The sequence below is a fragment of the Kribbella sp. NPDC003557 genome (genome assembly GCF_040610805.1).
In the GTDB taxonomy this organism is placed as follows: domain Bacteria; phylum Actinomycetota; class Actinomycetes; order Propionibacteriales; family Kribbellaceae; genus Kribbella.
Genome location: NZ_JBEXMY010000004.1, coordinates 96088 through 119283 on the forward strand (window position 1 = coordinate 96088; position 23196 = coordinate 119283).

33 protein-coding genes are annotated in these 23196 nt (G+C 70.7%); 9 read left to right on the plus strand and 24 right to left on the minus strand.

Annotation, left to right across the window (positions count from 1 at the left end; translation table 11 throughout):
• The first annotated feature begins 33 nt into the window (after positions 1 to 33).
• Positions 34 to 483 (plus strand): Lrp/AsnC family transcriptional regulator, encoded by a 450-nt coding sequence (locus tag ABZW60_RS17035; RefSeq protein WP_355477749.1) that lies wholly within the window; start codon positions 34 to 36, stop codon positions 481 to 483.
• 21 nt (positions 484 to 504) lie between these two features.
• Here ABZW60_RS17035 and ABZW60_RS17040 read toward each other — a convergent pair whose 3' ends face one another.
• The 3 genes from ABZW60_RS17040 to ABZW60_RS17050 form a co-directional block, all read right to left on the minus strand.
• Complete coding sequence (locus ABZW60_RS17040) at positions 505 to 759, minus strand: helix-turn-helix transcriptional regulator (protein ID WP_355477751.1); 255 nt, start codon at positions 757 to 759, stop codon at positions 505 to 507.
• Positions 759 to 1247, minus strand: a complete 489-nt coding sequence (locus ABZW60_RS17045; protein WP_355477753.1) for a DUF2975 domain-containing protein — start codon at positions 1245 to 1247, stop codon at positions 759 to 761. The genes ABZW60_RS17040 and ABZW60_RS17045 overlap by 1 nt, the downstream gene beginning before the upstream one ends.
• Positions 1248 to 1308: 61 nt before the next feature.
• On the minus strand, positions 1309 to 1893 hold the full coding sequence (locus tag ABZW60_RS17050) for an HD domain-containing protein (RefSeq protein WP_355477755.1): 585 nt from the start codon (positions 1891 to 1893) through the stop codon (positions 1309 to 1311).
• Between the two features lie 178 nt (positions 1894 to 2071).
• Between ABZW60_RS17050 and ABZW60_RS17055 the strand changes: the two genes are divergently transcribed.
• The gene (locus ABZW60_RS17055; RefSeq protein ID WP_355477757.1) at positions 2072 to 2986 is read left to right on the plus strand and encodes an NADP-dependent oxidoreductase; all 915 of its coding nucleotides are present in this window, start codon (positions 2072 to 2074) and stop codon (positions 2984 to 2986) included.
• Between the two features lie 70 nt (positions 2987 to 3056).
• On the opposite strand, the gene ABZW60_RS17060 is transcribed toward ABZW60_RS17055, so the two are convergent.
• Complete coding sequence (locus tag ABZW60_RS17060; protein ID WP_355477759.1) at positions 3057 to 3239, minus strand: hypothetical protein; 183 nt, start codon at positions 3237 to 3239, stop codon at positions 3057 to 3059.
• A 166-nt stretch (positions 3240 to 3405) separates the two neighbouring features.
• Here ABZW60_RS17060 and ABZW60_RS17065 point away from each other — a divergent pair, with 166 nt between their 5' ends.
• The gene (locus tag ABZW60_RS17065) at positions 3406 to 4137 is read left to right on the plus strand and encodes a GAF and ANTAR domain-containing protein (RefSeq protein WP_355477761.1); all 732 of its coding nucleotides are present in this window, start codon (positions 3406 to 3408) and stop codon (positions 4135 to 4137) included.
• Positions 4138 to 4173: 36 nt separating this feature from the next.
• Positions 4174 to 5364, plus strand: coding sequence for an MFS transporter (locus tag ABZW60_RS17070; RefSeq protein ID WP_355477762.1), 1191 nt, complete (start codon positions 4174 to 4176; stop codon positions 5362 to 5364).
• A 42-nt stretch (positions 5365 to 5406) separates the two neighbouring features.
• Here the strand turns inward: ABZW60_RS17070 and ABZW60_RS17075 are convergent, their stop codons facing one another.
• The 16 genes from ABZW60_RS17075 to ABZW60_RS17150 all read right to left on the minus strand — a co-directional run bounded on the left by ABZW60_RS17075 (position 5407) and on the right by ABZW60_RS17150 (position 13510).
• Positions 5407 to 5670: a hypothetical protein gene (locus tag ABZW60_RS17075; RefSeq protein ID WP_355477764.1), complete on the minus strand. Its 264-nt coding sequence runs from the start codon at positions 5668 to 5670 to the stop codon at positions 5407 to 5409.
• Positions 5671 to 5712: 42 nt separating this feature from the next.
• Entirely contained in the window at positions 5713 to 6537 is an 825-nt protein-coding gene (locus ABZW60_RS17080) for a hypothetical protein (RefSeq protein ID WP_355477766.1), read from the minus strand.
• 18 nt (positions 6538 to 6555) lie between these two features.
• A complete protein-coding gene (locus tag ABZW60_RS17085) occupies positions 6556 to 6927 on the minus strand; it encodes a phage holin family protein (protein ID WP_355477768.1) in 372 nt (123 codons plus the stop codon).
• A 14-nt stretch (positions 6928 to 6941) separates the two neighbouring features.
• Entirely contained in the window at positions 6942 to 7280 is a 339-nt protein-coding gene (locus ABZW60_RS17090) for a hypothetical protein (protein WP_355477770.1), read from the minus strand.
• Positions 7281 to 7297: 17 nt separating this feature from the next.
• The gene (locus ABZW60_RS17095; RefSeq protein ID WP_355477772.1) at positions 7298 to 7591 is read right to left on the minus strand and encodes a gas vesicle protein K; all 294 of its coding nucleotides are present in this window, start codon (positions 7589 to 7591) and stop codon (positions 7298 to 7300) included.
• Positions 7584 to 7772 carry a gas vesicle protein gene (locus ABZW60_RS17100; RefSeq protein WP_355477773.1) on the minus strand — a complete coding sequence of 63 codons (189 nt, stop codon included), beginning with the start codon at positions 7770 to 7772 and terminating at the stop codon, positions 7584 to 7586. Before ABZW60_RS17100 ends, ABZW60_RS17095 begins: the two co-directional genes overlap by 8 nt.
• Positions 7769 to 8530, minus strand: coding sequence for a GvpL/GvpF family gas vesicle protein (locus ABZW60_RS17105; protein ID WP_355477774.1), 762 nt, complete (start codon positions 8528 to 8530; stop codon positions 7769 to 7771). Before ABZW60_RS17105 ends, ABZW60_RS17100 begins: the two co-directional genes overlap by 4 nt.
• Positions 8523 to 8855 carry a gas vesicle protein GvpJ gene (gvpJ, locus tag ABZW60_RS17110; protein ID WP_355477776.1) on the minus strand — a complete coding sequence of 111 codons (333 nt, stop codon included), beginning with the start codon at positions 8853 to 8855 and terminating at the stop codon, positions 8523 to 8525. The genes ABZW60_RS17105 and gvpJ (ABZW60_RS17110) overlap by 8 nt, the downstream gene beginning before the upstream one ends.
• A 4-nt stretch (positions 8856 to 8859) precedes the next feature.
• Complete coding sequence (locus ABZW60_RS17115; RefSeq protein ID WP_355477777.1) at positions 8860 to 9237, minus strand: gas vesicle protein; 378 nt, start codon at positions 9235 to 9237, stop codon at positions 8860 to 8862.
• A gap of 6 nt (positions 9238 to 9243) precedes the next feature.
• Complete coding sequence (locus tag ABZW60_RS17120) at positions 9244 to 9471, minus strand: gas vesicle protein GvpG (RefSeq protein ID WP_355477779.1); 228 nt, start codon at positions 9469 to 9471, stop codon at positions 9244 to 9246.
• Between the two features lie 8 nt (positions 9472 to 9479).
• Entirely contained in the window at positions 9480 to 10235 is a 756-nt protein-coding gene (locus ABZW60_RS17125) for a GvpL/GvpF family gas vesicle protein (RefSeq protein WP_355477781.1), read from the minus strand.
• 2 nt (positions 10236 to 10237) lie between these two features.
• A complete protein-coding gene (gene gvpJ / locus ABZW60_RS17130) occupies positions 10238 to 10708 on the minus strand; it encodes a gas vesicle protein GvpJ (RefSeq protein ID WP_355477783.1) in 471 nt (156 codons plus the stop codon).
• A 24-nt stretch (positions 10709 to 10732) separates the two neighbouring features.
• Complete coding sequence (locus ABZW60_RS17135; RefSeq protein WP_355477785.1) at positions 10733 to 12040, minus strand: SRPBCC family protein; 1308 nt, start codon at positions 12038 to 12040, stop codon at positions 10733 to 10735.
• A gap of 6 nt (positions 12041 to 12046) precedes the next feature.
• Positions 12047 to 12976, minus strand: coding sequence for a hypothetical protein (locus tag ABZW60_RS17140; protein ID WP_355477787.1), 930 nt, complete (start codon positions 12974 to 12976; stop codon positions 12047 to 12049).
• Positions 12977 to 13050: 74 nt separating this feature from the next.
• Positions 13051 to 13278 carry a hypothetical protein gene (locus ABZW60_RS17145; RefSeq protein WP_355477789.1) on the minus strand — a complete coding sequence of 76 codons (228 nt, stop codon included), beginning with the start codon at positions 13276 to 13278 and terminating at the stop codon, positions 13051 to 13053.
• A 16-nt stretch (positions 13279 to 13294) separates the two neighbouring features.
• Positions 13295 to 13510 (minus strand): DUF6458 family protein, encoded by a 216-nt coding sequence (locus ABZW60_RS17150; protein ID WP_355477791.1) that lies wholly within the window; start codon positions 13508 to 13510, stop codon positions 13295 to 13297.
• Between the two features lie 232 nt (positions 13511 to 13742).
• Here ABZW60_RS17150 and ABZW60_RS17155 point away from each other — a divergent pair, with 232 nt between their 5' ends.
• Entirely contained in the window at positions 13743 to 13925 is a 183-nt protein-coding gene (locus tag ABZW60_RS17155) for a hypothetical protein (RefSeq protein ID WP_355477793.1), read from the plus strand.
• A gap of 213 nt (positions 13926 to 14138) precedes the next feature.
• On the opposite strand, the gene ABZW60_RS17160 is transcribed toward ABZW60_RS17155, so the two are convergent.
• On the minus strand, positions 14139 to 14582 hold the full coding sequence (locus ABZW60_RS17160; RefSeq protein WP_355477794.1) for an Hsp20/alpha crystallin family protein: 444 nt from the start codon (positions 14580 to 14582) through the stop codon (positions 14139 to 14141).
• 122 nt (positions 14583 to 14704) lie between these two features.
• On the opposite strand from ABZW60_RS17160, the gene ABZW60_RS17165 reads away from it, so the two are divergent.
• The gene (locus tag ABZW60_RS17165; protein ID WP_355477796.1) at positions 14705 to 15322 is read left to right on the plus strand and encodes a hypothetical protein; all 618 of its coding nucleotides are present in this window, start codon (positions 14705 to 14707) and stop codon (positions 15320 to 15322) included.
• Between the two features lie 10 nt (positions 15323 to 15332).
• Here ABZW60_RS17165 and ABZW60_RS17170 read toward each other — a convergent pair whose 3' ends face one another.
• The gene (locus tag ABZW60_RS17170) at positions 15333 to 16823 is read right to left on the minus strand and encodes a carboxylesterase family protein (protein WP_355477798.1); all 1491 of its coding nucleotides are present in this window, start codon (positions 16821 to 16823) and stop codon (positions 15333 to 15335) included.
• A 99-nt stretch (positions 16824 to 16922) separates the two neighbouring features.
• Between ABZW60_RS17170 and ABZW60_RS17175 the strand changes: the two genes are divergently transcribed.
• Positions 16923 to 19694 carry an AAA family ATPase gene (locus ABZW60_RS17175; RefSeq protein ID WP_355477800.1) on the plus strand — a complete coding sequence of 924 codons (2772 nt, stop codon included), beginning with the start codon at positions 16923 to 16925 and terminating at the stop codon, positions 19692 to 19694.
• 10 nt (positions 19695 to 19704) lie between these two features.
• On the opposite strand, the gene ABZW60_RS17180 is transcribed toward ABZW60_RS17175, so the two are convergent.
• Complete coding sequence (locus tag ABZW60_RS17180) at positions 19705 to 20457, minus strand: alpha/beta hydrolase (protein WP_355477802.1); 753 nt, start codon at positions 20455 to 20457, stop codon at positions 19705 to 19707.
• Positions 20458 to 20530: 73 nt separating this feature from the next.
• On the opposite strand from ABZW60_RS17180, the gene ABZW60_RS17185 reads away from it, so the two are divergent.
• On the plus strand, positions 20531 to 21586 hold the full coding sequence (locus ABZW60_RS17185) for a LacI family DNA-binding transcriptional regulator (protein ID WP_355477804.1): 1056 nt from the start codon (positions 20531 to 20533) through the stop codon (positions 21584 to 21586).
• Positions 21583 to 22692, plus strand: coding sequence for a LacI family DNA-binding transcriptional regulator (locus tag ABZW60_RS17190; RefSeq protein ID WP_355477806.1), 1110 nt, complete (start codon positions 21583 to 21585; stop codon positions 22690 to 22692). The genes ABZW60_RS17185 and ABZW60_RS17190 overlap by 4 nt, the downstream gene beginning before the upstream one ends.
• On the opposite strand, the gene ABZW60_RS17195 is transcribed toward ABZW60_RS17190, so the two are convergent.
• The gene (locus ABZW60_RS17195) at positions 22660 to 23190 is read right to left on the minus strand and encodes a LacI family DNA-binding transcriptional regulator (protein WP_355477808.1); all 531 of its coding nucleotides are present in this window, start codon (positions 23188 to 23190) and stop codon (positions 22660 to 22662) included. The genes ABZW60_RS17190 and ABZW60_RS17195 overlap by 33 nt on opposite strands.
• Positions 23191 to 23196 lie beyond the last annotated feature (6 nt).

Genomic DNA, 23196 nt, shown 5'->3' on the forward strand with positions numbered 1-23196 from the left:
AACAAATGGTCTCTCCGGAGTAGAGTTCGTTGCGTGCCCGAGCAAGCCAGCCTGGACGACACCGACCGCGCGATCCTCGACCTGCTCCGCGACAACGCCCGCCGTCCGCTGCGCGAGATCGCGACCGCGGTCGGCCTCACCGTCGCGCCGGTCCAGCGCCGGATCACCCGGCTGGAGAAACTCGGCGTCATCGAGCGCTACACCGTGCAGATCAACCACGGCCGGATCGCCGGCGGTATCGAGGCGATGACCGAGCTGCACTTCGCCGACGACCTCGACCTCGCCCAGATCATGGAGTTCGTCGCCCAGGTCCCCGAGGTCAAGGAGGTCCTCACCCTGGCCGGCGACCCGGACGCCCTGGTCCGCATCCAGGTCGAGGGCGTGGAGGACCTGCGCCGCGTCGTCAGCTCGTTGCGCTCCGCCGAGGCCATCGCCAGCACCAAGACACTCGTGGTTCTCGAGCAGTGGACCCGCCGCGGCTGACCACGCAGCCTGTCCCGCGCTTCAGGCCCCGCGGCCGGCCGTCGAGCTCGAGGTGGCGGCGGGATCCTGGTCGTCCGGGATCCAGCGCAGGAGGTCACCGGGCTGACAGTCGAGCACCTCGCACAGCGCGGCCAGCGTGCTGAACCGGACGGCCTTCGCGCGGCCGTTCTTCAGCACGGCCAGGTTCGCCGGGGTGATGCCGACGCGCTCCGCGAGCGTACCGACGGCCATCTTGCGGCGCGCGAGCATCACGTCGACGTCGACGACGATCGGCATCAGATGACCTCGTCGAGCTCGGCCCGGAGCTGCTGCGCCTCGTTGTCGGTGGCAACGGCCTGGACGAGCAGCATCCGCAGCACGTAGACGACCAGCGCGACACCGGCCACGACCACCGACAGCCCGCAGACCAGGCCGACGACGCCCGGCGCGACCGCCTCGCCCGGCGCCAGGGTGACCGCCAGACCGAAGATGAGCAGTGACGCGGCGGCGATCGCGCCGATCACGATGTCGACGTACCGGAAGGCGCCGCGGGAGAACACCGTGCCACGCCCGACCATCGTCAGCAGCCGCCAGACGCAGACCGCCGTCACCTGCAACGTCACGATGGCCAGCACCACGATCACGATCACCGGGACCCGCACCGCGGCGGGCGCGTCGTCGAGGTCCGTCCACAGCAGCGGCACCATCACGCCCTGCACGACCAGCGATCCCAGCAGCGCGACCGCCAGCACGGCCCGCAACGCGAGCACAGCAACTCGTCCCATTCCAACCCCCTTGACCGACCAACGATATAAATCTATCGACAGTCGATAGCCGCCGCAAGGCTCACAGGTCGAGCGGGTTCGCTGCCATCCGTGTCGTGAGGCCGGACCCGACGGCCCGGGCCGCGGAGCTGCCGGGCTTGCGGGCGGCCTGGGCCTGGAAGCAGGCAAGGAACTCGGTGGCGAGGCCCGAGCGGGGATACCGGTCCAGGATCTCGGCGCGGAAGGCCGGGGTGAAGTCGTCGAGGTCCCTGCCCACGATGTCGACCGCCGCGGCCCGCGACAGCAGGTGGCCCTCGACGTCGTCGGCCGGATCCACCTCGGGCCACATGTGCCGGACGATGACCTCGCCGAGGCGTTCGCGGCGTTCGCCCGGCCAGCCCGCACCGGCGGCGAACACCCGGGCGACATGGCCGCCGGCCTCCTCGAAGGACATGGTGTGGCTGTCGAACACCGGCACCAGGCTGATGTCGTGGAACATCGCCGCGACGAACAGCAGCTCGGCGTCGTACCGGAGGCCGTGCTCGTCACCGTACGTCGCTCCCCAGAGATAGACGCGGTGTGAGTGACTGAGCATGGTCGCGGACAGGTAGGTCGCGGCCACGTCGAGGGCCGCCGACGAGGCGGCCGTGTCAGGAATCCCGATCATGATTCGACGGTACGGCGCGGCAGGCCCGCGTCGCCGGTCCAATCCACTGCCGCTCCGGTGGGCCACCCGGACCCGAATTGGCCCATCGTCACCGGTGCCGAATGGCCGTCCGGTCGTGGGCCGGGAGCGCGTAGCGTCGGAATCGACGCAAGCCCGACGACTACCCCCGAGGATCATCATGCGAGCCATCACGGCCCGGGACCGCGCGGCGGGTGTGGACGGATTGGCGCTGGCCGATCTGCCCTACCCCCACGCGTCCGAGAACGACGTCATCGTCCGAGTCCACGCGGCGGGCTTCACCCGTGGCGAGCTCGACTGGCCGGGAACGTGGACGGACCGCGCCGGTCACGACCGCGCGCCGTCCGTGCCCGGCCACGAGCTGTCAGGCGTGGTCGCCGAGCTCGGCTACGGCACCACCGGTCTCACCGTCGGCCAGTCCGTCTTCGGCCTGGCCGACTGGACCCGCAACGGCTCGCTCGCCGAGTACACGGCCGTCGAGGCCCGTAACCTCGCGCCGCTGCCGGCCGGCGTCGACCACGTAGCGGCCGCCGCGCTGCCGATCTCCGGCCTGACGGCGTGGCAGGCGCTGTTCGACCACGCCGACCTGAAGGCCGGGCAGACCGTCCTGGTCCACGGCGTCGGCGGCGCCGTCGGGACCATCGCCGTCCAGTTGGCTCGCGAGGCCGGAGCCCACGTGATCGGCACCGGCCGGGCCTCCGACCAGGACGCTGCCCGCGATCTCGGCGTCCAGAGGTTCCTCGACCTGGACAGCGATCGGCTGGAGGACGCCGGCGGCGTCGACGTGGTGCTCGACGTGATCGGCGGCGAGATCCGCGACCGCTCCACCGCGCTGATCCGCCCGGGCGGCACCCTGGTCACGATCGCCGATCCGCCCACGGTGCAGCCGTCCGGCGGCCGGGCGATCTTCTTCGTCGTCGAGCCGGACCGCGGGCAGTTGACCCAGCTCGCCGACCGCCTCCGCGACGGCCGGATCGTCCCCCTCGTCAGCACCGTCCGCGACCTGGCCGACGCCCCGGCCGCCTTCGCGCCGGGCGTCCGCGGCCGAACCATCGTGACCGTGGCGGCCGACTGAGGTCTGCGATTGCGGACCCGCCCCCTCCCCTGAACTTCGACGGGCCCGCAATCGGACTGTGGGGCAGCGATCACGCGACGGCGGACCGGTGCCGGCGGCGGCAGGCCAAGGTGCTGAGAATCCTGCGTTTGCGCTCGATCACGGCGTTGAGTTGCTCACGGTCGGCGTGCCGGCGCGCAGTTCGCAACTCGTCCTCGACCTCGTGCAGGGCGAGCAACAGTTCACGAACGGTGCGGGGATCGGAATCGCGCATGACACCCCTCGGCATGCTCGAAAGAAATTCGGCGCCCGGGCTGTCTGAGGCTGAACCACTATGACCGGACGAACGTGTTCCCGGCAAGCCCCGTCCGGAAGTTTCTTCTGCTGCTGGACGATCCCGGCCGGTCGGTGCTATTCAGAAATGGTCCGAGGGAAATGCCATGAACGATTCCAGCTCCGCGCCGAGATCCACACCGGCCTCAGGGCCGGACGGACTGGCCCGCGATCTCAGCGAACTGGCCCGTGACCTGCACCGCGCCGAGGCGCCGGACGCTGTGCTGCGGGAGGCGGTGCAGGCCGCCGTCGAGCTGGTGCCGGGCGCGCAGGACGGCTCGGCGACCACGATCGTGGTCGGCAAACTCGTGTCCCACAAGGCCGAATCCGGCACCCTGCCGATGCGCGTCGACGCCCTGATGTCGGAGCTCGGCGAAGGCCCGTGCCTGGACGCGTTGCGCGAACACAAGCCGCTGGTCCGGGTCGACGACATGCGCACGGAATCGCGCTGGCCGCGCCTCGCGCCCCGGGCCGCGGAACTCGGCGCACTCAGCGTGCTGACCTTCCCGTTGTACTACAAGGACGACAACCTCTCGGCGCTCAATCTGTACGCCGGCAACGCGCACGCCTTCACCGAGGAGTCCGAGCAGATCGGCTGCCTGATCGCCGTCCACGCCGCGGTGGCCTACGCGGGCGCCCAACGCACGGAGAACCTCCTGGCCGCCCTGGAAACCCGCGACCAGATAGGCCAGGCGGTCGGCCTCCTGATGGAGCGCTACTCGATCTCCTCCGACCGCGCCTTCAACACCCTCGTCCGCTTCAGCCGCCAGACCAACCGCAAACTCCGCGACGTAGCCCTCGAACTCATCACCGACGCCGAGGCAGGCTCCATCAGGTAAGTGATTGACTCATAGCCCGTCGGGCACAGGTCCCGGGTGCGGACCCCTTTCCTGCGCCTGGTGCTGCCCGGCGTCGCGATGATCGCGGTCACGTTCGGCCTGGCGCGGTACGGCTACGGACTCCTGCTGCCGCAGATGCAGGCCGACCTCGGGATCACCTCCCACACCGCCGGCCTGATCGCGTCGGGCGCCTACGCGTCGTACCTGAGCACCAACATCGCCGTCATCTGGATGACCGTCCGGCTGGGCTCCCGGTGGCCGATCGCGCTCGCGGCGGTCCTCGCAGCCGCCGGTATGACGGTCGTCGCGGTGGCACAGACCTCCACTGGTGCGGCAGTCGGCGTCATCATCGCCGGCGCGGCCGCCGGCCTGGCGTTCCCGCCGTACGCCGACATCGTCGATCAGGAGGCACCGGCCTCGCGGCGCGCGCAGGCGTGGTCGACGATCAGCTCGGGCACCGGCTGGGGTGTCGCGATCGCGGGGCCGGTCGCGGTCGGGTTCGGGGAGAACTGGAGGTTCGCCTGGCTCGCGTTCGTCGTCCTCGCGGTCGCCGCCGGGATCGCCGCGACGGCGTTGGCACCGGCGAGGATCCGGCACGAAGGACGAGCGCGACCGCCGCAGCTGAGCTGGACCTGGTTCGTGTGCCCGAAGTCGCGACCGTTGCTGCTGTCATCGGTGCTTGTCGGCGCCGGAAGTGCCGTCTGGTGGACGTTCAGCGTCGAGGCGCTCCGATCGGCCGGGCTGTCGTCCGGCCAGGCCCGCTTCGCCTACGCCTTGTGCGGAGCGGCGTCGATCATCGCCTCGTGGAGCGGTTCGGCCGTCCATCGCATCGGTCTTCGCAACTGCTATCTCAGTGCCTGCGCAGTGCTCGCGATCGCGTTGACACTCGTCGCCCTCGGCACCAGTCAGTTCGCCGCCGTGCTCGCCGCGGCCGTGATGTTCGGAGCGTCGTACGGCGCGGTCGTCGCGAGCCAAGGCATCTGGAGTGCCCAGGTCTTCGCGTCCCGGCCCTCGGCCGGTCTCGCCGCCGTCAACACCGCCCTGACCCTCGGCACCATCAGCGGACCGGCCGCCGCCGGACTGGCCATTCAACCGGTCGGGTACACCACGACCTTGCTCGCCGCAGCTGCCCTTGCCGGCGTCGCAGTCTTCTTCTGCCCTCCGTCCGCCCACCGCAGAAGGGTTCTCGCCGCCCATCAGTGCCGCGCGGCACCCGTGCGAGACTGACCCGCGCCGCCCCTCAGAGCGCAGGTCAGTCTCCGTTCGGAGTCAGGAGGAACGGCGTACGGCCTGGGCCAGTTGCTCCTTCGTCATCTTCGAGCGGCCCTTGACGCCCAGGCGCTTCGCGTCGGCGTACAGCTCCTCTTTCGACGGCGCGCGACCTGTCGGCCGTGCGTTGCCGGGCCGGCTGGGCGTGAGGCCGATGCGCGGTTCCGGGTCCGGTTCGGTGAGCTTCTGGGCGACGTCCTTCAAACCGGTCTTGACGTTCTCGACCTGTCGTTCGAGCTTGTCGCCCAGTGACTTCTTGGGCATGATCTCTCCTTCTTTTCGAGCTGTACGGCGTACCGCCCCGCGTCAGACGATGCCGTCGCTCCGCGGCGGAGGCGGCGGCGTGGACCTGCGAGCTCCGCCCAGCGGCTCGCCAGGCAGGCCGACCGTCGACGACTCCCCCGGCTCCGTGTGCCACTGGGTGCGTTCCGCGTCGTCGCGGCCGCGCGGGTACGTATGCTCGCGCGCCCGGGCGTTCGGAAGGTCCTCCTCGGCCCGGTCGAGCCACCGGTCCCAGCGCCGCTGCATCGGCCGGATCATCCCGCCGCCCATCCCGACGACGATGACGCCGCCGACCGTCGCGAGGACCGCGACCAGGACCGGAGTGGTCACCGCGGTGGCGACACCGATCTGGTTCAGCGCCGCGATCACGCCGAGCGCGATCACGAAGATCTGCACGATCCTCGCGATCAGCTGTCCGTAACTCAACGCCGACAGTGCGCTCCCGACCAGGTCGCGCAAGGCGTTGGCGATCGCCGCGGCGACCACGACGATCACGATCGCCACCACCGCTCTCGGCAGCCAGCCGACGATCGCCGCCAGCAGGTCACTGACCGGGTTCGGGCCGAAGACGCCGAACGCGAACTGCAAGGCGATCAGCAGCACCGCGTAGTAGACGAGCGCGGCGATCAATCCGCTGGCGTCGTACTTGGACTGTGCGAGGGCGCGTCCGACACCGCCGCGCTCGACGGCGCGGTCGAACCCCACGCGGGACAGTACGACGTCGACGAGTTTGCGCAGCGCCGCCGCGATCAGCCATCCGATGAACAGGATGACGAGGAACAGCACGAACTTCGGCAGGAAGGTGATCACCGCGCCCACCGCGTCGTTCCATGATTGGGTCAGATCCATTGTCCTGTTTCCTTCCGCTCAGTCCGTCTCGAGCTTGTCCGGGAGGACGACGTTCATCAGCCAGCTGACCACCGTGATGATCAGCGCGCCGATCAGCGCCGTGCCGAAGCCGTTCACCTCGAACGGGATGTCGAGGCCGTCGCTGATCCAGGACGTGATCAGCAGCATCAACGCGTTGATGACGAAGATCAGCAGGCCGAGGGTGAGCACGATGAACGGCAGCGACAGGATCGTCGCCAGCGGCTTGATCAGCGCGTTCACCAGTCCGAAGATCGCGGCCACCACGATCAGCGTGACGATCTTGGCGGCGGTGCTCGAGCCGCTCAGCACGATGCCGTTCAGCATCCAGGCGGCGACGGCCAGCGCCACCGCGTTCACGACCAGTCTCATGACGAGCTTCATCGTCAGCCTCCGACCGCACCGGCCAGGCGGCCGGTCATCTTCTTCAGCTTCTTGCCGGCCTTCTTGCCGCCCTTGCGCACCCGTTTGCCCACGCGTTCGGCATCGCCGGACAGGTCACCGCGCGCCCGCAGGCCGAGACGCTTCCGCACGCCGCGTTTCACCTCAGGCGCCGACGGCACCAGCAGTTGTACGCCGTACCCGTACAGGCGCAGCCCGAGCGCCATCAGGGGCAGGCCGAGCGGCAGCAGCACGATCGTCACGCACAGCACCGCCGCGAGAATCATCACCACCGTCGCGAGCAGCCAGACCAGCGCCGCGCCGAGTCCTCGAAGTACCTTCATCATCACCACATCCAGACCTATTCCGGCAGGAGTGAACCGAGCGGGCCGAGATCGATGTTGAGATCGGACGCGCTCAGGCCGAACTGCTCGCGCAGCGCGGTCATGGCTTCCTCGAGCCGCATCAGGCCGAGCCCCAGTTCCTCGACCTGAGCCGTGCTCAGGTCGCCCTGGTCCATCCGGCGGATCGCCTGCCGTTCCATCAGCTGGCGGACCAGTTCGACGATCGTCAGCACGAGCTTGAACAGCTCGCGTTCGACGGTGTCGGCGTTCGCCTCGATCCGGTCGGTCAGCGGCAGCAGCGGGTCAGTCATGCATCCCCATCTCCTCGCGGACGGAGCCGATCACGGCCGAGAGCTGGATCCGCACCAGATCGACCTCGGCCAGCGACACGACGATGTCGCCGGTGATCACGACGCCCTTGCCGAGCAATCGGTCGAGCAGGTCGACCAGGCTCGGTTCGGCCGCTGTCGCCGGGTACGACTGGACGGTCATGACTTGTCCAGCACCGCGAAGGAGTACGGCGGCCAGGGCCCGTTCACCTCGACGTCGAGCGACGGGTACCGGGTGCGGATCGCGTCCACCAACTCGAAGAAGTCCGTGCTGCGGTCGTCGTCGACGAGGAACGCGACGTTCAGCGCCATCGTCTCCCGGCGCCCGCTGAGGCGCTGGTCCTGTGCCGAGAGCCGCCGGGTCGCGGCGGCCGCGGGCACGAGGTCCCAGAACAGCTGGTCGGCCAGCAGTTGCTGCTCGGTCACGGCCTCGCGCTGTTCCCGGATCTCGGCGCGACGCCGTTCCAGGTAGGCGATGCCGGACCCGGCCGGTGCGGACGGCACCGACGCGCCCGGCTGCACGCGGCAGAAAGCCTTCACGCTCCACTCGCTGCGCCGGTCGACGCGGTCGAGTGCGCGGACGAGGTCGTCGTACAACTCCTCCAGCCGGTCGCGCGCCGCGTCGTCGGACCGGTAGATCGTGACGAGCCGGAACGGCGCGAGCGCCGTCGTGATCGCCGCCACCCGCCGGACGATCTCGTCGTGCCGGCGGGCGGTCTGCTCGACCCAGGCGAGATTCTCGAGATTGCGGCGCAGGGCGGCCTCGCCGAACTCGCCGAGGTCCACACTGCTCACCACGGCGGTCAGCTCCCGGTGGCCGATCACCCGGACCGGCGCGTCGCCGACGCCTTCCAATCCGTTGAGCAGTTCCTCGTCGATGGTCCGGCCCACGGCGTAGACGTACGTTCCTGTCTCACTCACGGTCGCGCTCCAGCTCCTCCAGCCGCTCGCGGAGCTCGCGGTTCTCGTCGGCCAGTTGCTGGGCGTCGACGGACAGCATCGGATCGCGTTTCCACCAGTCGATGCCCATTTCCATCGCCTTGTCCACCGAGACCACCAGCAGCCGGATCTTCACGGTCAGCAGCTCGATGTCGAGCAGGTTCACCCGGATGTCGCCGGCGATGATGATGCCCTTGTCGAGCACCCGCTCGAGGATGTCGGCCAGGCCCTCCGGACGCGGCGCCGGCGAGCTGAACCCGTACCGGTCCATCCCCGGGCGGCGGGAGGAGATCGTCGGTTCGCTCATCGCCCTACTCCTGGATCCGTCCGCGGACGTAGCGGTCCGCGCGCCGGTAGCCGGTGACCGCACCGTCCTCGCCGACCTCGACCTCGTACACCGCGAGGATGTCCGTCGTCGCCGGGATCCGGCGCGCCTCGACCACCTGGACCTGGACCAGCCAGCCCTCGTCCCGCTTCTCGACCGCGACGATCGACTCGGGGGTGTGGCCGATCAGTTCCGCGAGCTCCCGCGCGGCCGAGACCGCGACCGTCCGCAAGGACTGCGGCCTGGGCTTGGGCTCGGCCTCTGGCTCCGGGCGTGGTTTGGCCTCTGGCTCGGACCGTGGTTTGGGCTGTGGTTTGGGCTGTGGTTTGGCCCGGGTCTGGGTCGTCTTGCGCGTGGTTGCCATCGATGATCAGGTCTCCTCGCGTCGTGCGTAGAGCCGGCTCACCAGTTCGTCCTCCCAGATCGCGGCCTGCTCCGGGTCGAGCTGCCCGCTCTCCCGCAGTACGTCGATCTGCTCCAGCTGCAGCCGGATCCGGGCCGGGTCGTAGTACTCGGCCTCGGCCTGGCGGCGAATCTGCTCGGCCAGCGCGATCGTGGCCCGAACCGGTGCGAGCGGCAGGGTCAGCAGGTTCGTCATCAGGCCCATCACTGCTCCGCATCCACGAAGTCGTACGGCGCCGTCGGGCCGATCAGCTTCAGCCGTGCCCGGCCGGCGAACCTCTCGGCCAGGTCCTCGACGGCCCGCTCGAACTCCGCGCGCCGGCTGTCCTCGACCAGCACGGCGACGTCGAGCAGCCGGTCGATCCCGGCGCTCTCCCGGATGTTCAGGGCGGCCACGTGCCGGTCGAGCTCGGTGAGCAGGGCTCGCCCGTCGTCGGCGCTCTTCACTTCCAGCGCCCTGGCCACCAGCTCGCCGAGCCGGACCCGGGCGCCGTACGTCGACTCGTCCTCGCGGTCGCGCGTCAGCTCCCGGAGCCGCGCGATCTCCGGGTTCTCGGCCACGACCTCACCGAGCACCTGCTGCTCCTCGTACCGGGCCCGGACGGTGAACTGCACGCGGCCGGTGAGCTCCTGGAGCATCGCCCGGAAGCGGTCGTGCTCGGGTTCCAGCAGTTCGCTGGTGACGGCGTCCTGGTCCTGCAGCACCGACCCGAAGCGCACCGGAACCACAGGTCCCAGCCCTGCCAGTGTGTCGAGGACGCGGCCGTGGGCCAGCAGATCCGAGCGGCCGGCGAGCGTGCCGTCGCTGTCCATCGGGCTGATCACGGCCGCCACGTCGCCGTACGGCGCGACGCCGACGACCTGGTCGCCGACACCCCGCAGATCCGCCGGTACGACGACGTCCGCCGCGACGATTCCGTACACGTAGCATCCGAGGCCGATCTGGCCCGGCGTGGTCACGGTCACTCCTCAGTCCTCCGGCGACGGGCGGCGGCGGCCTTCTTGGCCGGGCGACGGCGGCGCGGACGGGCTTCCTCCGGCTCCTCGTCCTCGTCCTCGTCGCCCCGCTCGAGCTGGCGATCGTCGTCGTCGGACCCGAACAGTGCCTCCTTGGCGCCGGTGAGCAGGCCCTTCGACTTGCCCTGCGCCGTGCTTTCGGTCATGTCCTGGATGACCTCGGGAAGGTCTTTGCCCTTCTCGTACAGGTCCAGGCGGTTCGTGGCCTCCGCGAAGTGCAGGTAGGTGTCGACGCTGGCGACGACGATGCGTGCGTCGATCGTCAGCAGCTCGATCCCCACCAGGGAGACCCGGACGTAGGCATCGATCACGAGCCCCTTGTCGAGGATGCTGTCGATGACGTCCGCGAGACTGCTCGGGGCAGGCCGGTCCAGGTAGCCGCCGGACCGGCGTTGGCCGTTGGCCGCGATGGTCATGAGTCTTCCTTCCGATCGGCTCGCTCAGCTCGCCCGGCGGCGAGGCCGCGACTCAGGCTCTTCCTCGTCGTCCTCGTACTCGTCCTCGGGCAGGTCTTCCTCGTCGTCGTACTCGTCCTCGCCGTACTCGGCGTCCTCGTCCTCTTCGCCCTCGTCGTCCTCGTACTCGTCCTCGGGCAGGTCTTCCTCGTCGCCCTCGTCCTCGTACTCGTCGGCCGGCTCTTCGTCCTCGTCGTACTCGTCGTCCTCGTACTCGTCCGCGGGCTCTTCCTCGTCCTCGTCGTACTCGTCGCCCTCGTCCGCTTCCTCGTCCTCGTACTCGTCCGTGGGCTCTTCCTCGTCCTCGTCGCCCTCGTCCTCGTACTCTTCCTCGTCCTCGTCGTACTCGTCGGCCGGCTCTTCGTCGTCCTCGTACTCGTCGTCGTCCTCGTACTCTTCCTCGCCCTCGTCGTCGTACTCGTCCTCGTCGTACTCGTCGCCGGACTCGTCCTCGTCCTCGGAGCCTTCCGACACCCGGCCCTTGTGGATCTCGCCGCGCCAGCCCTCGACCTCGTCGGGGTGCAGGATCACGTCGGTCATCACGTGCCGCTGGAAGTGCTTCAGCTCGACCCGCGCCCGGCGGCCCTGGGCGCGCCAGATGTTGCCGACCCGCTCGAACAGGCCCTGCGGGTAGTACTCGAGGACCACCAGCACCCGGGTCAGGTTCGAGGCGAGTTCGTGGAACGTGACGGTGCCGTCGACGTGGCCCTTCTCGCCCTTCGAGCGCCAGACGATCTTCTCGTCCGGCACCTGCTCGAGGATGCTCGCCTCCCAGGTGCGGTGCGACCACAGGATCTTCGCCTTGAAGTCGAGCTTCTCGTCGGTCTTCTGCTCGACCTTCTCGACCTTCTTCATGAATCCGGAGAAGTCCTGGAACTGCGTCCACTGGTTGTACGCGACGTCGATCGGTACCCCGACGTCGATCGACTCGATGATCGTCGTCGCCTTCAGCGGGTTCTTGCCGCCGGAGCCGCCGGATCCCCCGCCGAGCATCTCCGCCGCCTTGTCCTTGGCTCCCATCACTCCGCCCTTCAACGCACCCAGCAGGGGCGACCCGCCGGTCGCCGCCGCCTTGCCTCCCTCGGCCAGCGCCTTACTCGCGACGCCACCGTTGGACGCCACGTCGGTGAGCCGGTCGGTGAGACTGGAGATCTTGTCCGTCGCGGCTTCGGCCGTGCGCTCCGCGGCGGCCGAGAGCGCCCCCTGGAGTTCGCTCTTCAGCCGGTCGACCGGGAGCTCGTCGAGGATCGACAGGAAGCCGTTCTGCTCCTCGTCGCGCGATCGTTCGGCCATCATCGGTCACCCACGCTTCCGAGCCGACGAGCCGCTCGTGGACCGGCTCGCGCTCTTCTTGGCCGCGGTCTTCTTCGCGGCGGTCTTCTTGGCCGCGGCCTTCTTCGCCGGCGCCTTCTTGGCGGCCGACTTCTTGGCGGGCGGCGCGGTCTTCTTCGCCGTGGCCTTCTTCGCGGCCGACTTCTTGGCGGGTGCCGGGCTCTTCCGCGCCGCGGTCTTCCGCGCCGTCGAACTCCGCGTACCCGACGCCGAGCCGTTGCTGCTCGCCGCGCGGGCAGCAGTCCGCTTGCGGGCGGGCCGCGAGCCCTCGCCGGACGAGGAACGCTCGCCGGAACCCCGCTCTGCGGAGCTCCTGTTCTCGGAACCCCTGCTCCCGGAGCCGCTGTCCTCGGAGCCGCTGTCCTCGGAGCCACTGTCGCTCGCGCCGCGATCGGACCCGCCGTCGCTCGATCCGCTGCTGTCCTCGTCGCTGCGGCGGCGACGGCCACGGGCACCTTCACTCCGGCGGCCGCTCGGGCGGCTACTGCGGCGACCCGGGCGCCTGCGACGCCTCGGCCGCTCCTCGTCCTGCCCGGCGTCCTCGCCAGTGTCCTGATCCGAATCCTCGTCCGCGGCCTGTCCGTTGCCGGCCGACAGCATCCGGTCGGTCCGGTCCCTGATCGAGTCGCTGACCCGGTTCAGCCGGTTGCTCGCCGCGGCCACGGCTGCTTCGCGGCCCGCCGTGACGAGTCTGCCGCGCACCTGGTCGGACAGCTTCGACAACTCGGGATTCTGCTCCACGACCTCGGCGAGTTGCTTCACGATGGCGCGTGGATCGGTGGCGATCCGCTTACCGGCCAGCAGTCCGCCGACCGTGATCGCCAGCTTGAGCTTCTTGGTACGTCCGAGCAGGTAGCCGCTCGCGACGGCGGCCGCCACCTTGGCGGTGGTATTCATGGATTCTCCCTACAGTGGTACCGCCCGCGGCGGCTTCTCAAAAACGTGGCCTGAGGCAACGAACGGTGTGGCTGTCACTCCGTGAGCGCGGCGATCCGGCGCAGGATGGGCAGGCTCGGATACTTCTCGTCGCGCATCCGGCGCACCAGCAGCCGTACGTACATGTCCACCTCGTCCGGGCGGAGCTGCGCCTCGATCATGTCCAGCATCGACACCGACGGGTACCGATCCTCGGCGATCTTGTCGAACAACAGGTCGAGCAGCACCTCGCGTGCGTCGCGCGGCTTGCGTTCTTCAGGCATTCTCACTCCCCGTGCGTCACAGGTCGTCGATGTCGCGACGTTCGTGGACGGTGGTCCGGGTCGCCCTGGTCCGCTGGTTGGCGAACATCAGGACCACCGCGAGGCCGATCGCGCCGGCGCCCATCAGCACATACCCGACGACAGTCAGGTCGACGCCGCTGAGCCGGTCCGAAACCCCGAACGCCAGAATTCCGCCCACCGCGAGCAGGAACACGGACATTCCGATTCCCATGAATCCTCCTAACGAGCCACCCCGTTCCGAAAATGCGATAGCCCAGCGGTACCCACGCGAAATGCTGCAAAACGATCACAACCCTGCATACTTTCCGCGTCGGACCGAATGCATTACGCGTCGGTTCAAATAAACGACCACTTGAAATGCACGGTTCAAATCGGTGCTCGGGAATGCGGGCAGCACGGATGGGTACCGGGCGGCATTCTGTTCGACCGGTGGAGGGACGACGATGCGTTTCCCCTGGTCCCGGCACTGCGAATGCGTCGCCGACCTGGCGGCGTACTGCGTCCGCCCGGGCTGCACCCGCAACGCCACCCACGCCGACCCGCTCGCGATCTCCCGCGCCGGCGACCTGATCGAGGAACTCACCTGCTGCCGGCACCACCACCGCCCCGGCGTTCATACGTCCTGAATTCCAGGTGTTTCCGGGCTGAATACGCACCGCAAAAACAATGACCGCCCGGCCTTTCGGCGGGGCGGTCACGAGATAACTGCGGCTTGGGTGGGGGACGACGTGGCGGCCGCCGGTGGGACGTGAACCCGCGGAGTCGGCGCATGGACTCGCGCGTGGCACCCGGGGGCCGCCACATCGCGCTTCGGTCGGCCGGGACCGGGCCCGGCCGGGTCAGGCGTTGATCTGGCGCGGACGGTCGGCGCCGGTGACCGCGATCCGCCGCGGCTTGGCCTGTTCCGCGATCGGGATCCTCAGCGTCAGCACGCCGGCCTCGTAGCCGGCTTCGATCTTGTCGGTGTCCAGCGTCTCGCCGAGGAACAGCTGGCGCGAGAACACGCCGAGCGGCCGTTCGGCCACCTGCATCTCGACATCCTCGGGCAGCTCCGGCGGACGTCGCTCCGCCTTCACCGTCAACACGTTGCGCTCGACGTCCAGCTCGATCGCATCCGGCGCGACACCGGGGAGATCGAAGGCGATCACGTACTCGTCGCCGACGCGGTACGCGTCCAGCGGCATCGGACTCGGCCGCGACCACGTGCCTTGACTCCCCGCAGCACCGAAGAACTGCTGTGTCAGGCGGTCGAGCTCCCGGAAGGGATCTGTGCGCATCAACATCTGTCCTGCACCTCCTGATCGTCGCTGGGGATCGGTGGCGTCAACACGCATTCCTGTTCTAACATGTCATCGAATCGATGACAAGATCAGTGGTCAGCAATCCGTTGACGAATGAGGATGCGATGGACGACCGATTCGACGGGCTCGAGCTGCTCGGCAACCCCGGGGCACTCGAGGACGCCGACGCCGCGGAGGTTCTCGGCACGCTCACGACACTGCACCGCCTGCGCGAGTACCTCGATCAGTGGGAGCCGGTGCTCGTGGACGCGGCGCGGGCGCGCGGCGTGACCTGGGCGGAGATCGCGCCGACCCTCGGGCTGGCGAGCCGGCAGGCGGCGGAGCGGCGCTACCTGCGGCTGAAGCCCCACACCGCCGACCAACCGGGCACCACCCGCGAGCGCCGCGTCCAGGCTGCGCGGGATCGTCGGTCGGGTGACCGCGCCGTCGCCGGCTGGGCCCGCGACAACGCCGGGGCGCTGCGCCAACTCGCCGGACAGGTCACCGCGCTGCCGTCCGACAGCAGCAATCCGTCCGCGGCCGACGCGGCGCCCGCGATCGACCGCCTCCGCGACGCGCTCGGCGGCGACGACGTCGCCGAGCTGATCCAGCCGCTGGCCGCCGCCGGCCGAAAGCTCCGCGAGAGCCATCCGGACCTCGCGGACGAGATCTCCACCGTCACCCGGACCGCCGACACGGTCCGGACCACCGATCTCGCCCGCCGCACACCGGCGGACGACTGACCTCCAGCTGCTACCGCGGAGCGACCGGTTCGAGCGGCACGAAGGGATGGTTCTGCCAGAGGGCACGGGAGGCTTCTTCGGGGTAGGTGGTGACGGCCGGTGGGACGTCGAAGAGGCGGGTACGGCGGTGGGCGGTGTCGTACGGTGGCCAGCCGGGATCGCCGTGGGTGGCGAAGGCTGTCCACGCCGTGCGGAACTGGGCGGAGAGGTCGAACGCCTCCGCGGGCGGCGGATCGCCGATCAGCATCGCGGGCCCGCCGCTGCTGAGGTTGCCGAAGACCAGCGGTACGTCGAGGCCGTGGCAGGCGCCGAGCACCGGGGCCGGCCAGGTCAGCTCGTAGAGGTGTGCCCGGCCGCCGCCGGCGACCTGTGCCTCGACCAGGTGAAGGCTCGGCATCCGGAACAGCCAGTCCGCGTTGACCAGCTCGTACAGCTGCTCGTCGGTCGCGGCCGGGTACGCCTCCCGGTACCGGCGAGGATCCGGCGCGAGCATCCGCAGCGCGGTCTCGGTCTGCTCGTGGGTGACCTGGCCGAGGACACCGTCGATCAGGCTGAACAGCCGATGCTCGTCCCGGGTGTGGCCGGCGAGCAGGTCGACGTCCCGCCCGGCGCCGGCGGCCAGCGCCTGCCACGGCGTCACCGGCAGAACGTTGCCGTCGACAACTGGTGCGAACGGGATCGGCCGGTGCGTGATCGGCCCCCACCGCTCGCGCCACCGGCCCATCTCCGGCAGGATCGCATCGCCCACCGCGGGCAGCATCGCCGCAGGTACGTCGGCCAGCGCCGCGGCCGTCGGCGCGACACCCACCTGGCCGGCCAGGGCGGCCGCGATCTCAGCGGCCAGCTCGGCGGAGAAGAACGTGCCCGGCACACTCTGGGCGATCGCCCGGCGGAAGAGTCCGGCGGCGCTGGGCATCGCGAGCAGCGCCGCGACCGATCCGCCGCCCGCCGACTCCCCGAAGATCGTCACCCGGTCCGGATCGCCGCCGAAGGCGCGGATGTTGGCCCGCACCCACCGCAGCGCGGCGACCTGGTCGAGCAGCCCCCGGTTGGCCGGCGCCCCGCCGAGCTGCGCGAACCCCTCGATCCCGAGCCGGTAGTTGACGGTCACGACGACGACACCGCCCGCGACCAGGTGCGCGGCGTCGTACTCCGGCAGGCTGGAGTTGCCCAGTGCGTATCCACCGCCGGGAATCCACACCATCACCGGCAGCCCACCGGCGAGGTCCGGCGTCCACACGTTGAGCGTCAGCCAGTCGTCGCCGGTTGTGTCCGGTGCCGATCCCAGCAGACCCGACTGCGGTGGTGGCGGACCGTACGCCGTCGCCGGCCGGACGCCCTCCCACGCGAGCACCGGTCGCGGTGCCTGGAACCGGAGCCGGCCGACCGGCGCCTCGGCGTACGGGATGCCGCGGAACACCAGCAGCTCGTCCGTACCGCTGCCGCGAAGGACGCCGCTCGCCGTACGGACGTCCACGTCACTGCGCGTGTCGCCGGCCACCCGCCGAGCATCACAACACCTGTCCATGCAGAGCAAACCAATAAGGAGCAGTCGCGTTTGCCGCCGAACAGCTTTAGCCTCTGGACAGGAGGGGGCGCGATGATCGGTGGTGGGTCGTACGCACTGCGCGGCCGGCGGCCGGAGCTTGCCCGATTCAAGCGTCTCGTGGCCGACCTCCGCGCCGGGCACGGCCAGGTCCTGCTCGTCCGCGGCGAAGCAGGTATCGGCAAGTCGGCGCTGCTCGACCATCTCGCCCGGACCGCCGACGGCTGCGTCGTCGCCCGCGCGTCCGGTGTCGAGTCCGAGATGGAGCTGCCGTTCGCCGGGCTGCATCAGCTGTGCGCGCCGATGCTCGACCTCGCCGACCGCCTTCCGCACCCGCAGCGTGAGGCGCTGGAAGTGGCCTTCGGCGTCCGGGCGGGCGCCGCTCCGGACCGGTTCGTTGTCGGCGCGGCAACGTTGACCCTGCTCTCGGAAGTGGCGGCCGACCGTCCGCTGCTGTGCATCGTCGACGACGCGCAGTGGCTCGACCAGGCGTCGGCCCAGGCGCTGACCTTCGCCGCGCGGCGGCTGTTCGCCGATCGGATCGGCGTGGTGTTCGCTGCCCGGCAGCCGGTCACCCGGCCCGAATGGCGCGGGCTGCCAGAGCTGGTGATCCGCGGCCTCGCGGACCACGATGCCCGGGCGCTGCTGGCCGCGGTGGTGCCCGGCCGGATCGACGAGCACGTGCGGGACCGGATCGTGGCCGAGACCCGCGGCAATCCGCTCGCTCTCCTCGAACTCCCGCGCGGCCTCAGCCCGGCCGAGCTCGCCGGCGGATTCGAACGGCCGGACGCCCAGCCCCTGGCGAGTCAGCTCGAGCAGAACTTCGCCCACCGCATCTCGGCACTCCCCGCGCAGTCCCGACGACTGCTGTTGACCGCGGCGGCGGAGCCGGTCGGGGACATCGGCCTCCTGCAGCGCGCACTGGCTGTCCTCGACGTACCGATCGGTGCGGCCGGTCCGGCCGAGGAGGCAGGGCTGATCGAGCTCGGGGCCACGGTCCGCTTCCGGCATCCGCTGGTGCGCTCCGCCGCGTACCGGGAAGCGTCGCCGGCCGACCGCCGGGCGGCACATCAGGCGCTCGCCGACGCCACCGATCCGGATCTCGATCCCGACCGGCGGGCCTGGCACCGCGCGAACGGCGCACTCGGCCCGGACGAGGTCATCGCCGGCGAGCTGATCGCGTCCGCGGATCGTGCCCTTCGCCGCGGCGGGATCGCGGCCAGCGCCGCGTTCCTGCACCGCGCGACAGACCTCACCCCGGACCCCACCGTCCGGGCCGACCGGGCGCTGGCCGCCGCGCAGGCAGCACTGGGCGCCGGCGCCTTCGAGACCGCGCTGAAGCTGCTCGTGATCGCCGACGAGGACCCGGCCAACGAGCTCCGGCAGGCACAGGCCGAGCTGCTCCGGGCGCAGATCACGTTCGTCACCGGTCACGGCATGGAAGCGCCCCGGCTGCTCCTCGACAGCGCGCGCCGGCTCGAGCCGCTCGACGCCGGCCTGGCCCGCGACACCTACCTCGACGCGCTCATGGCCGCCATGCTCGCCGGCCGGCTCAGCGGTGACGTCGATCTCCCGGTAGTCGCGCAGGCGGCCCGGGCCGCGCCGGTTCCCCCGATCCCGGACAAGCGGGACGTGCTGCTGGAGACGCTGGCGCGGTTCTTCTCCGACGACTTCCCGGCCGCGGTGCCGCTCGGCCGGGAGGTGATCGAGTCGTTCTCCGGACGCAACGGGTCCGACGACTACGCCGACCTGCGGTGGCTGTGGCTGGCCGGGCTGGTGGCGATCAACCTCTGGGACGACGCGGGCTGGGACGTCCTGACCGCGCGGCACGTCCGGGTCGCGCGCGACGTCGGCGACCTCACGCAGCTCCCACTCGTGCTCGGCCCGCGGCTGGTCATCGACCTGTTCGCCGGGGACTTCGCGGTCGCGGAGTCGATGGTCCGCGAGATCGAGATGGTCCGCGAGGCGACGTACGCCGTCGCCGCCCGGTACGAGGCGATCACCCTGGCCGCCTGGCGTGGCCAAGCCGATCTGGCCGGCCGGCTCATCGACGCGAGCCTGACGGATGCGCGAGCGCGCGGCGAAGGCGGCGGTGTCGCGTCCCATCTGTGGGCTCGCGCCCTGCTGATGAACAGCCTCGGCCAGTACCAGGACGCGCTCGCCGCGGCGGAGGAGGCCACGGCGTACCCGATCGAGTACGGCGTCTCGAACTGGGCGTGGAGCGAACTGGTGGAGTCGGCGGTGCACACCGGCCGTCCGGAGGTGGCGGCGAAGGCTGTGGAGCGCCTGGCCCTGTTGGCGGAAACCAGCGCGACGGACTGGGGCCTGGGCGTCCTCTCCCGTTCACGCGCACTACTCGCCGTCGGCGACGTCGCCGAGTCGCACTACCAGGAAGCCATCGACCTTCTCAGCCGGACGCGGCTCCGGATGGAACTCGCGCGGGCCCACTTGCTGTACGGCGAGTGGCTCCGCCGGGAGGGACGGCGACGGGACGCGCGCGGGCAGCTCCGCACGGCGTACGAGATGTTCTCCGAGCCTGGCGCGGACGCGTTCGCGGAGCGGTCGCGCCGGGAGCTTGCCGCCACCGGGGAGACCGTCAACCACCGTGCCGAGCAACCGCGTGAGGCGCTCACCGCGCAGGAGGCGCTGATCGCCGAGCTCGCCGCCTCCGGGCTGACCAACCCCGAGATCGGCGCCCAGATGTTCCTCAGCCGGCACACCGTCGAGTGGCATCTCCGCAAGGTCTTCACCAAGCTCGGCATCACTTCACGACGCCAGCTACAGTCCGCGCTCCCCCGGTCCACGAACGGCGGCCCGGTCTCCTGAAGGCCTCGGGTCATCTGACCAACAGGTCCTGCTGCCAGCTGTCGACCAGGCGAACGAAGGCTTCCGGGCGGTCGTGGTGGAGGAAGTGGCCGGTGCCCGGCCAGACGACGACGCGGGATCCGGGCGGCAGGTCACAGGTGACGTCCCAGGCCGCCATCGACCGCGTCGGCCGGATGCACAACACCGGTTGCGTCAGGCGGCCAAGGACTTCCGCGGCGGCCGGGCGGGCTCCGAAGGCATCAGGCTCGGTGTACATCCCCGCGTAGCTCGCCGCCAGCACCTGCCCCGGCGTACGCGACAACTGCTCGCGAACGCCGGTCGTCAGCTCCCCCAACTGCCGTACGGCGGCGGCCGCGCCGTCGCGCCGGAGCTCCGCCAGCCGCCGCTCGAACGTCGCGGCCTCCACCTCGTCCGCGCCGTACGCCGGATCGACGACCACCAGCGCGCGCACCAGGTCGGGATGATCCAGCGCCAGCCGTACGACGATCTGACCGCCCATCGAATGACCGACCGCGACCACCGGCCCGAGACCCGATGAGCGCACCAGCGCGGCAAGGTCGGCGGCGTAGTCCGCGGGACGATACCCGGCGGCCGGCACCGGGGACCGGCCGTGCCCGCGCAGGTCGGCCGTCAGGACCCGGCGGCCCGCGAACCGGACGGGCTCCCACGCCCGGCCGTCCCCACCCCAGCCGTGCACCAGCAGGATCGCGTCGCCGACGTCGCCGGTCACGACACTGTGGAGGGTTTCGACATCGGGCAGCATGAATGGCAGCATAGTTAACGTTTTCTATCCGCTGCCACGGCAGAAAGTTTCGATCCGCGAGGAGCGCGTCCAGGTGGCCCGAACGACCTCCGGCCGACGGCCGACCGTCAAGGACGTCGCCGCGTCCGCCGGCGTCAGTGCCACCACCGTCTCCCGGGTGCTCGGCGGCAGCTACCCGGTGAGCGCCTCGACCCGCAACCGGGTGATGCGGGCGGTCCGCGAGCTCGACTACGTCATCAACGCCCAGGCCCGGGCCCTCGTCGGCGGCTCGACCCGCACGGTCGCGTTCATCGTCCGCGACCTGGTCGGCCCGCTGTTCGCGTACATCGGGCAGGGTGTCGAACTGCAGGCGACCGCGGAGGGCAGGGTCTGTCTCGTCTGCACCCATCACGGCGACCCCGATCGTGAGCTCGAACTGATCGAGCTGATGCGCCAGCAGGGCGCCGAGGCGGTCGTCCTGGTCGGCGGCGGGCTGCGGACGGAATCGCACGTCCGCCGGATGGCGGAGATCGCACACTCGCTCGACCGCGCCGGTTCGCGGCTCGTGCTGTGCGGCCGGCCGCCGATCGGCGCGGACGTCCCGGCCACCGTCGTCGAGTACGACAACGAGGGCGGCGCCTTCGCGGTCACCGACTACCTGATCTCGCTCGGGCACCGCCGGATCGCGTTCGTCGGCGCCGGTGAACGCGAGCACACCACGACCGGGGCGCGCCTCAGCGGGTTCCTCGACGCGCACGCCACCCGGGGGCTCGCGGTCGACGAGGAACTGGTTGTCGACGGCAACTACGACCGCGAGTCCGGGTACCGGCAGACCAGGATGCTCCTGGACCGCGGGGCCGCGATGACAGCTGTCGTCGCCGTCACGGACGTGGTGGCCAGCGGTGTGCTGGCCGCCCTGCGGGACGCCGGAGTCCGCGTGCCGGACGACGTCTCGGTCGTCGGGTACGACGACATCCCGCTCAGCGCCGATCTGAACCCGGCGCTGACGACGGTGCATCTTCCGTACGAGGAGCTCGGGCGGGCCGCCGTACGGCTCGCGCTGCACCGCGACGAGTACGCGCTCGACCAGCACCTCAAGCTCGGCACCCATGTGGTCATCCGGTCGTCCACCGCGAAGAGGGAGTCATGACAGAGTCAACGCCGGGGCGCCGCCGGCCTTCGACCGGCCCGACGCTCGCCGACGTGGCGGCCCACGCCGGCCTCTCCCCCGCGACGGTGTCCCGGGTCCTGGCCGACAACTACCCCGTCTCGCGGTCGGCACGCCAACGCGTGCTCAACGCGGTCCGGGAGCTGAACTACTCGGCGAACACGCACGCGCGAGCGCTCGCGGCCGGGGCCCGGTCGAAGACGATCGCGTTCATCCTCGCCGACGTCCGCGGGCAGTCCTTCGCCGATGCCGCGCACGGCGTCGAGCAGGAGGCCGCGAAGCAGGGCTGGCTGAGCCTGATCGGCACCACCCAGGGCGACGCGGACCGGGAGCTGGCCCTCGTCCAGCTGATGCGCGAGCAGCGGGCCGGTGCGGTCGTGCTGATCGGCGGCATCATGGAGGGCGCCGCCGAGTACCGCCAGAAGCTGACCGAGCTGGCACGGTCGCTGCACGCGGCCGGGTCGCTGCTGGTGTTGTGCGGTCGGCCGTCGCTCGGGGACGACGTACCCGCCGCGGTGATCGAGTACGACAACGAGAACGGCGCGTACGCGCTGACGAGTCATCTGCTGTCGCAGGGCCATCGGCGCATCCTGTTCCTGGCCGGGCCGGAGCGGCAGACCACCAGCAACGAGCGGCTCGCGGGTCATCGCCGGGCGCTGTCCGACTTCGGCGTACCGGACGCGCCGGAACTGGTCGAGCACGGCGTCTTCACCCGCGCGTCGGGCTACCAGGCGATGCGGCGCCGGCTGGCCGCGGGGGTGGACTTCACCGCTGTCTTCGCGGCCACCGACGTCGTGGCCGCCGGGGTGTACGCCGCCGCGGCCGAGCAGCGGCTGACGATCCCCGACGACCTGTCCGTCGTGGGGTACGACGACGTCGAGCTCGCCCAGGACCTCCGCCCCCGGCTGACCACGGTGCACGTGCCGTACGAGGACCTCGGGCGGACGGCGGCGCAGATCGCCGTCGCCGACCAGCACCTGCAGCCGGGCTGGACCGGCGACCACCGGCTCTTCAAGACCCACGTGGTGATCCGCAACTCGGTCACCCGGCCGGAATCACCCCGCCAGGTCGACGGGAACCGCGGCTGATCCGTCCAGTACGACGGCCAGCGCCGGCCCGACCGTGTTCTCGGCGCCTGGCCCGACCTGCACGCACGGGATCTCGTGCGCCGCGAGGTAGCCGAGCTGGGCGTCGGTGAACTCGGCGCCCAGCCCGATCACGCCGCGGGTGCCGCGCGCGAACACCTGCTCCAGCCAGACCCGGGGCACCCGCGACCCCGGGGCGACCGTCGTGACGACGACGGCCAGCCCGGGCTCCCGGACACGCTCGGCGAGGCCGGCGAGAACCTCGCCGGCCCAGCTCCGCCCCGCACCGGCCACGACGACGTCGACCAGCGCCGACTCCTCCCGCCGTACGCCGGTCGCGGCGTTCTCCACCGGGTACCCGAACCGCCGTAGCGCCTCGCGCACCCGGGCCCGGGTCGCCGGCGCGACGTCCGGGTAGGCCCGTAGCACCTTGGACACCGTCGACACCGAGACGCCGGCTTCACGGGCGACGACGGCGAGCTTCCTGCGTGGGGCGGTCATCGGCGC

What these genes read in the sequence shown, in the direction of transcription:
- ABZW60_RS17040 (WP_355477751.1), bottom strand. Translation starts at nt 759, where the DNA reads ATGCCGATCGTCGTCGACGTCGACGTGATGCTCGCGCGCCGCAAGATG.
- ABZW60_RS17045 (WP_355477753.1), bottom strand. Translation starts at nt 1,247, where the DNA reads ATGGGACGAGTTGCTGTGCTCGCGTTGCGGGCCGTGCTGGCGGTCGCG.
- ABZW60_RS17050 (WP_355477755.1), bottom strand. Translation starts at nt 1,893, where the DNA reads ATGATCGGGATTCCTGACACGGCCGCCTCGTCGGCGGCCCTCGACGTG.
- ABZW60_RS17055 (WP_355477757.1), top strand. Translation starts at nt 2,072, where the DNA reads ATGCGAGCCATCACGGCCCGGGACCGCGCGGCGGGTGTGGACGGATTG.
- ABZW60_RS17060 (WP_355477759.1), bottom strand. Translation starts at nt 3,239, where the DNA reads ATGCGCGATTCCGATCCCCGCACCGTTCGTGAACTGTTGCTCGCCCTG.
- ABZW60_RS17065 (WP_355477761.1), top strand. Translation starts at nt 3,406, where the DNA reads ATGAACGATTCCAGCTCCGCGCCGAGATCCACACCGGCCTCAGGGCCG.
- ABZW60_RS17075 (WP_355477764.1), bottom strand. Translation starts at nt 5,670, where the DNA reads ATGCCCAAGAAGTCACTGGGCGACAAGCTCGAACGACAGGTCGAGAAC.
- ABZW60_RS17080 (WP_355477766.1), bottom strand. Translation starts at nt 6,537, where the DNA reads ATGGATCTGACCCAATCATGGAACGACGCGGTGGGCGCGGTGATCACC.
- ABZW60_RS17085 (WP_355477768.1), bottom strand. Translation starts at nt 6,927, where the DNA reads ATGAGACTGGTCGTGAACGCGGTGGCGCTGGCCGTCGCCGCCTGGATG.
- ABZW60_RS17090 (WP_355477770.1), bottom strand. Translation starts at nt 7,280, where the DNA reads ATGAAGGTACTTCGAGGACTCGGCGCGGCGCTGGTCTGGCTGCTCGCG.
- ABZW60_RS17095 (WP_355477772.1), bottom strand. Translation starts at nt 7,591, where the DNA reads ATGACTGACCCGCTGCTGCCGCTGACCGACCGGATCGAGGCGAACGCC.
- ABZW60_RS17100 (WP_355477773.1), bottom strand. Translation starts at nt 7,772, where the DNA reads ATGACCGTCCAGTCGTACCCGGCGACAGCGGCCGAACCGAGCCTGGTC.
- gvpJ (WP_355477776.1), bottom strand. Translation starts at nt 8,855, where the DNA reads ATGAGCGAACCGACGATCTCCTCCCGCCGCCCGGGGATGGACCGGTAC.
- ABZW60_RS17115 (WP_355477777.1), bottom strand. Translation starts at nt 9,237, where the DNA reads ATGGCAACCACGCGCAAGACGACCCAGACCCGGGCCAAACCACAGCCC.
- ABZW60_RS17120 (WP_355477779.1), bottom strand. Translation starts at nt 9,471, where the DNA reads ATGACGAACCTGCTGACCCTGCCGCTCGCACCGGTTCGGGCCACGATC.
- gvpJ (WP_355477783.1), bottom strand. Translation starts at nt 10,708, where the DNA reads ATGACCATCGCGGCCAACGGCCAACGCCGGTCCGGCGGCTACCTGGAC.
- ABZW60_RS17135 (WP_355477785.1), bottom strand. Translation starts at nt 12,040, where the DNA reads ATGGCCGAACGATCGCGCGACGAGGAGCAGAACGGCTTCCTGTCGATC.
- ABZW60_RS17140 (WP_355477787.1), bottom strand. Translation starts at nt 12,976, where the DNA reads ATGAATACCACCGCCAAGGTGGCGGCCGCCGTCGCGAGCGGCTACCTG.
- ABZW60_RS17145 (WP_355477789.1), bottom strand. Translation starts at nt 13,278, where the DNA reads ATGCCTGAAGAACGCAAGCCGCGCGACGCACGCGAGGTGCTGCTCGAC.
- ABZW60_RS17150 (WP_355477791.1), bottom strand. Translation starts at nt 13,510, where the DNA reads ATGGGAATCGGAATGTCCGTGTTCCTGCTCGCGGTGGGCGGAATTCTG.
- ABZW60_RS17155 (WP_355477793.1), top strand. Translation starts at nt 13,743, where the DNA reads ATGCGTTTCCCCTGGTCCCGGCACTGCGAATGCGTCGCCGACCTGGCG.
- ABZW60_RS17160 (WP_355477794.1), bottom strand. Translation starts at nt 14,582, where the DNA reads ATGTTGATGCGCACAGATCCCTTCCGGGAGCTCGACCGCCTGACACAG.
- ABZW60_RS17165 (WP_355477796.1), top strand. Translation starts at nt 14,705, where the DNA reads ATGGACGACCGATTCGACGGGCTCGAGCTGCTCGGCAACCCCGGGGCA.
- ABZW60_RS17175 (WP_355477800.1), top strand. Translation starts at nt 16,923, where the DNA reads ATGATCGGTGGTGGGTCGTACGCACTGCGCGGCCGGCGGCCGGAGCTT.
- ABZW60_RS17180 (WP_355477802.1), bottom strand. Translation starts at nt 20,457, where the DNA reads ATGCTGCCCGATGTCGAAACCCTCCACAGTGTCGTGACCGGCGACGTC.
- ABZW60_RS17190 (WP_355477806.1), top strand. Translation starts at nt 21,583, where the DNA reads ATGACAGAGTCAACGCCGGGGCGCCGCCGGCCTTCGACCGGCCCGACG.
- ABZW60_RS17195 (WP_355477808.1), bottom strand. Translation starts at nt 23,190, where the DNA reads ATGACCGCCCCACGCAGGAAGCTCGCCGTCGTCGCCCGTGAAGCCGGC.